Source organism: Moorena sp. SIO2C4, from assembly GCF_010672485.1.
GTDB lineage: Bacteria > Cyanobacteriota > Cyanobacteriia > Cyanobacteriales > Coleofasciculaceae > Moorena > Moorena producens.
In genome coordinates this window covers 1-5,831 of sequence record NZ_JAAHGN010000451.1, presented here as the reverse complement: position 1 = coordinate 5,831, position 5,831 = coordinate 1, and the positions used below count along the sequence as shown (strand labels likewise).

Annotated in this window: 5 protein-coding genes; 3 read left to right on the top strand and 2 right to left on the bottom strand. The window is 42.2% G+C overall.

Features of this window, described 5'->3' with window-relative positions; translation table 11 throughout:
- Positions 1–532: 532 nt before the first annotated feature.
- A complete protein-coding gene (locus F6K20_RS21635) occupies positions 533–883 on the bottom strand; it encodes a phage holin family protein (protein ID WP_044492381.1) in 351 nt (116 codons plus the stop codon).
- A 77-nt stretch (positions 884–960) separates the two neighbouring features.
- Between F6K20_RS21635 and F6K20_RS21630 the strand changes: the two genes are divergently transcribed.
- The 3 genes from F6K20_RS21630 (at position 961) to F6K20_RS21620 (ending at position 3,234) form a co-directional block, all read left to right on the top strand.
- Positions 961–1,230, top strand: a complete 270-nt coding sequence (locus F6K20_RS21630) for a hypothetical protein (RefSeq protein WP_131827131.1) — start codon at positions 961–963, stop codon at positions 1,228–1,230.
- A 232-nt stretch (positions 1,231–1,462) separates the two neighbouring features.
- Positions 1,463–1,843, top strand: a complete 381-nt coding sequence (locus F6K20_RS21625) for a pentapeptide repeat-containing protein (RefSeq protein WP_008180578.1) — start codon at positions 1,463–1,465, stop codon at positions 1,841–1,843.
- Between the two features lie 227 nt (positions 1,844–2,070).
- Entirely contained in the window at positions 2,071–3,234 is a 1,164-nt protein-coding gene (locus F6K20_RS21620; protein WP_287295981.1) for a 5-(carboxyamino)imidazole ribonucleotide synthase, read from the top strand.
- Between the two features lie 298 nt (positions 3,235–3,532).
- On the opposite strand, the gene F6K20_RS21615 is transcribed toward F6K20_RS21620, so the two are convergent.
- The gene (locus F6K20_RS21615; protein ID WP_287295979.1) at positions 3,533–5,668 is read right to left on the bottom strand and encodes a dynamin family protein; all 2,136 of its coding nucleotides are present in this window, start codon (positions 5,666–5,668) and stop codon (positions 3,533–3,535) included.
- Positions 5,669–5,831 lie beyond the last annotated feature (163 nt).

Genomic DNA, 5,831 nt, shown 5'->3' with positions numbered 1-5,831 from the left:
TAAAAATTCAGTATAAAAAAACTTGGGAGATATCCTCTGAGGTGCGAACAGCTATCAGCTATTAGCGAGTAGGCGCTTTAACTGCACTGGGTCGGATCAGTCAAACGAGCAGGGATTGTCAACCAGCCATACTCGTTCGTAAGCTTGTTTACTACCTCCCGTTGATTAGTTAATTAGCTGACGGCTGACGGCTGATAGCTGAATGCTTACAAAAAAACTGTACAGTGACTTCAAGTCAAGCTATACTTTGAGCAGTCAGCTTTCAGGTATTTATTAGTCAGCCCTTGCAGCTGACTACTTAAGCTCAGAAGTATAGTTGACTGAAAGTAGTGTCAGCTAAATTAGGTAAGCATTCAGCAAATGCGCTACGCCCACGCTACTTGAGGTGCTGTCAACAGTCAGCTCATCAACGGCAGGTAGTAAACAAGCACCAGGGGTTATGCTACGTCTGGTTCAGAATCCCTGCTGGTTTTACTAATCCGACCCCGTGCAGTTAAAGCGGCTGATACGCGACACGCTGATAGCTGATAGCTTAAACTTGATTAGCAGCCAAGCTATTGATAACACTAGACACCAAAGTCAGAACGATGGCCCCAAAAAAAGCTGGCCAGAAACCGTTGACCATAAACGCAGCAGGAGTGAAATAGGATGCCAGGGATAGGGTGATAGCATTAATCACCAACAGAAATAGTCCCATGGATAAAATTGTGATGGGCAAGGTCAGAATCACTAGAATCGGTCTAATGATGGCGTTCACTAAACCAATGACTACTACCGCTACAGCAGCTGCACCAAAACCACTAATGGTAATTCCTGGTACCAGGTAAGCAGTAATCATTAGTGAGATAGCACTTAGCAGCCAAGTCAAAAATATATTAAGCATCGATCTCACAAAAATATCGCTCACTATGATTTTAGCGATTCTGGCAAGATTAGCCTGTAAGCATTCAGCCGTCAGCTATGAGCTATCAGCTTTCAGCCATCAGCATATGTGCTAGGCACACGCGATCGCGTTCAGCTATCAGCTATCAGCTTTCAGCCATCAGCATATGTGCTAGGCACACGCGATCGCGTTCAGCTATGAGCTATCAGCTTTCAGCCATCAGCATATGTGCTAGGCACACGCGATCGCGTTCAGCTTTCAGCTATCAGCTTTCAGCCATCAGCATATGTGCTAGGCACACGCGATCGCGTTCAGCTATCAGCTTTCAGCTTTCAGCCAACGGCTGAGCACTGACCGCTGACCGCTGACGGCACCTCAAGCAGCGTGCGCGAACGCGCATATGCTTACCTTTGGTATAACTCAAGTGATTATGCATCACAGTATGATTAAATTGGACGATTGCAGCAATAAATCTTTATGTTTTTCCGGCTACTGGTTACATTCTTATTTGCGTGCTCTGTTTTTTGTTATCCCTTACCCGTTCACGCCAAGAGTATAGCCTGCGATGGGAAACAACTCGTGGGAGCAGACTTATCTGGTGAAGACTTACAGAAAGTCAAAATTACCTATTGCAATTTGGACCAGGCTAACTTAGCCGATGCCAAATTGATCCAAGCATCTATCAAACATACTACCCTGAATAATGCTAATCTCCATGGAGCAGACTTGACCAAGAGCGACACCTACAACATTAGCTTCAATGATGCAGATTTAACTGATGTCATCTTTACTGGTGCCTTACTGCAACGTGCCAGTTTTGATGGGGCTGACATCACCGGTGCTGATTTTACTAGCACCCTGATCCAACCGGTCAGAGAACGGTTAAAACTCTGCGATGTAGCAAGTGGGGTGAATCCTACAACTGGTGTGGTGACTCGTGACTCTTTGGGGTGTTGGTAAGGTGTTGAATGTTGACTGTTGAATGTTGACTGTTGAATGTTGACTGTTGAATGTTGACTGTTGAATGTTGACTGTTGAATGTTGACTGTTGACCATCAAATAGTCAACAGTCTTGATCGATGGGGCTGACTTGAGCGATGGTATGCTGGATGGTGTGCAAATTTGATAACTGTTTGCTAGAGGTGCATCTGAAAACAAACTGGTGTTGCGACTTGTGAGTGTTTGGGATGTCGATTAAACGAGTAGGTGTAATTGGTGGAGGACAACTGGCCTGGATGATGGCAATGGCTGCCAAATCTTTGGGTATTCGGCTAGTGGTTCAAACTCCTAATATTACTGATCCAGCTGTCTGTGTTGCTGCTGAAACTATCTTTGCTGCTATTGATGATGGGGTGGCTACCGAGCAAATGGCATCTCGCTGTGATGTGATTACCTTTGAGAATGAATTTATTAACCTTGATGCCCTGAAATATCTGGCAAAGCGGGGAATTTGCTTTTACCCCCGACTAGAGGCCCTAGCGCCACTGTTGGATAAATATGACCAACGCTGCTATTTCGATCGGATTGGTTTACCCCAGCCAGAGTTTATCAGTCTGGAGGGGGAAGTGGGTAAGCAGGAATTAAAGTCCCTAGCCTCTTCTCGAACCCCCATCAACCTGAGTGAGTTAGAGTTTCCTCTGGTGCTGAAAGCGCGACGCCAAGGTTATGACGGCAAGGGTACGTTTATTATTAAAGACAGTCATAGCTTACAGGAAACTTGGAACCAGTTAAGCAATCAACCTGTGGTGCTAGAAGAGTTTATTCCCTTTGAACGGGAGTTGGCAGTAATGGCTGCTCGTTCTGTAGATGGGGAGGTGGTGGTTTACCCGGTGGTGGAAACTCAGCAGGAAGAACAGGTGTGTCGGCGAGTGATTGCACCGGCCCAGATTAGCCCAGATACGGTGGCGGAGGTGAATGCGATCGCAAAAACTCTCCTGACTAGTTTAGAGGTAGTGGGAGTCTTTGGGATTGAGTTATTCCTGACTAGCAATAACAAAGTTTTGGTTAATGAAGTGTCCCCTCGTACCCATAATTCCGGTCATTACACCATTGATGCTTGCGAAACCTCTCAATTTGAGCAGCAACTGCGAGCCGTGGTAGGTTTACCCTTAGGTAGCCCACAGATGCATTGTCCCAGTGCAGTAATGGTCAATCTTTTGGGTTATGAATCTTCCCAGGATGATTACCAACAGAAACGGCAGACCTTAGCCAGTTTACCAGGGGCGTTTGTCCATTGGTATGGTAAGACTCAATCCCGCCCAGGACGTAAGTTAGGTCATGTCACGGTTTTGAGTGATGGGAATTCCGTACAAGAGGTAATTGAGAAGGTTGAATCGGTTTGGTATGGCTAATACTCAGAATTAAGAATGTAGAATGTAGAATGTAGAATGTAGAATGTAGAATGTAGAATCTAGAATGTAGAATCTAGAATGTAGAATCTAGAATGTAGAATGTAGAATGTAGAATTAAGAATGTAGAATCTAGAATCTAGAATCTAGAATTAAGAATGTAGAATTAAGAATCTAGAATGTAGAATGTAGAATGTAGAATTAAGAATGTAGAATGTAGAATGTAGAATGTAGAAGTCTCAATTCTCAATTCTCAATTATTAATTCTTAATTATTAATTCTAAATTCTAAATTATTAATTCTACATTCTACTACTCCCTACTCCCTTTGCTAAAGCAGTAGATAACTGGCGTAAGCGATCGCTAACTTCTAAATTGACTTCGTGAGCCTTTAAATCTTCGGGCATTTCAGCCATTAGTAAGGGATTTTCTTCTAACCATTCATTCTGGGCTACTCCTCGCCACACGGCTTCATATCGAATAAAGCGATCGCGCAATTGATCGAGTTCTTGTAAGCAAAATTGCTCAAACCCTGCGGCCTCAAAGATAGCCGAACGCAAATAGGTTTCAAAGGCTTTGATATCAGTTTCAACTTCCAAGATAACCTTCTCCGCTGAATTGGTAGGTTTTGGTGGCACATCCCCAGAGACTTCACGAATACCTAATAGCTCATGGCGCAGCTTGGGATCATAGAGCAACTTTGACCCACGATTTACATATCGTCTTAGGACGCTGAAAGCCTTTTCTTCCCCACTGTAGTAATTATCGACTAGTTCTATATCCGCTCCCAGTCTTTTCACAATACGCTGACGAGTTTCACTCCCTAAAGGACCAGGAATTAAGGAGTCGGCAACCGGACGGGCAAAGCGAAGAAACAACGCCGTCAAACTTCGACTTAATACTTCCACAAACTCCTCGGGATTACCAATAAGTCGCTGCTCTAATTCCTGGGTTTTCCAGAGTAACGTAGTCAGATATTCAACTAACTTTAATGCCTCTTCTTTGATTTCTAGGGCAAGGTGATGAGCAATATCTACTAAGAAAATGCTAATGGTAGCAGAAAGTTCTTTCCGCCAGTTATAGTCAGTTAATTTAGCATCAAATACACCGGAATTATTTTCTTTAAAAATTCGCTGTTTTCTTTGCTCAGTATTGGTTCTAATTTCTTCAATTTTAGTCTCAATATCCTGGAGGTATCGAGACCGAAATTTTTCTACAATATCTGAATTGAGAGATTCTTCTCCTTCTGCAGTAGAGTTCCATATATTATCATTATAATAGTCGCTGAGGTCTGCTTTAATCGTTTTCCACTTTTCTTCCCACCACTGGGAAAATTCAATACGACGTTGATTTTCTTGTAATCGCTTGGCTTCCGCTGGATTCTCTGAATAACGCTTACTAACGATTTCAAAAATTTCTTTTGATGTTGTTAATATATTTTCAATTATAGCCTCACAACGTTTCTGTAAAACAGTAACCCGTTTATTATTAATATAGTCAGTAATACGAGCCTTGATTTCCTGAATCCCAGTCGCGTCTTGTTTTAAGACTTCCTCATTTTCGATACCTGTCACAGAGTTAAGCTTAGTTAAAATTTCTTCAGGACTGCCAACTGATTCCAATGTTTGTTGATTAGCGAAGCCATTTAATACTAAATAAGCTCCCGCTGAACCGTGTACAATTTGCTCAGGAGATAATTTAGCTATTTCATGCCATCTATTTGATGCTTCATCAAGGTGTTCTTTAAGAGCTGCTGGACTAGCCAACTGATCAATCCGACTCAAGAAAACGAAAAATTTATCTGCAACGTTTACATTCTTATCACCCTGCTCAGTAAACTCAACAATTTTAAGTTCGTAGCCCTTGGGACTAGGATCTCGCTGTACCAAAATTACAGCATCACAATCTGACAGCATTTCTCTAGATTCTTCTATATGCTTGGCTAAACCTGAGTCTAATCCAGGCACATCATAGAAAACAATACCTTCAGCCTGGGCGAGTTTATTGGTATACAGCCTAGCTTCTAATACTGCATGGGCGTATTGCTCATCAGCAACATACTTGTTCAGGTCTTTGTTAATGTCTTCTAGGCGAGTAAATGGGATAGTTTTCCGACCTTCGCTACGAACTTGTCTTAAAGTGTCTTGATACTTTCGGATTGTCTCTAAATCTTGTTTGGCTCCATCACTATGTTTAGAATTACTGTTGGAAGCTGACTCCAGTTCATGCAAAAGACTGGTAAATTGTTCTTCGGTTTTAGGCTCAACTTCTAGCCTTTGCTGAGAATCTTGTTCAACGGAATAAATTTGTGTCGTTGTAAAGGTACAACGTCCTGCTTTTGCTGGCAGTAAATCACAATCTAACCAGGCATTAACAAATGTACTTTTTCCCGCCTTTTCCAAGCCCACAACAGCAATCCGAAATTCTCGTTTCTTCAAGCGTTCAAGCTGACGACGAGCGGGTTTTTCTTCTTACAATCGTTCTTTTATTTTATGGAAATTTATGGAATTATATGGCTAACTATTGTGTGTGAAAATGTGTGTAAAAAAATAGTAATATTAACTAGTTAACTAGTTAATACTTGATTTGCTACTTTTACAA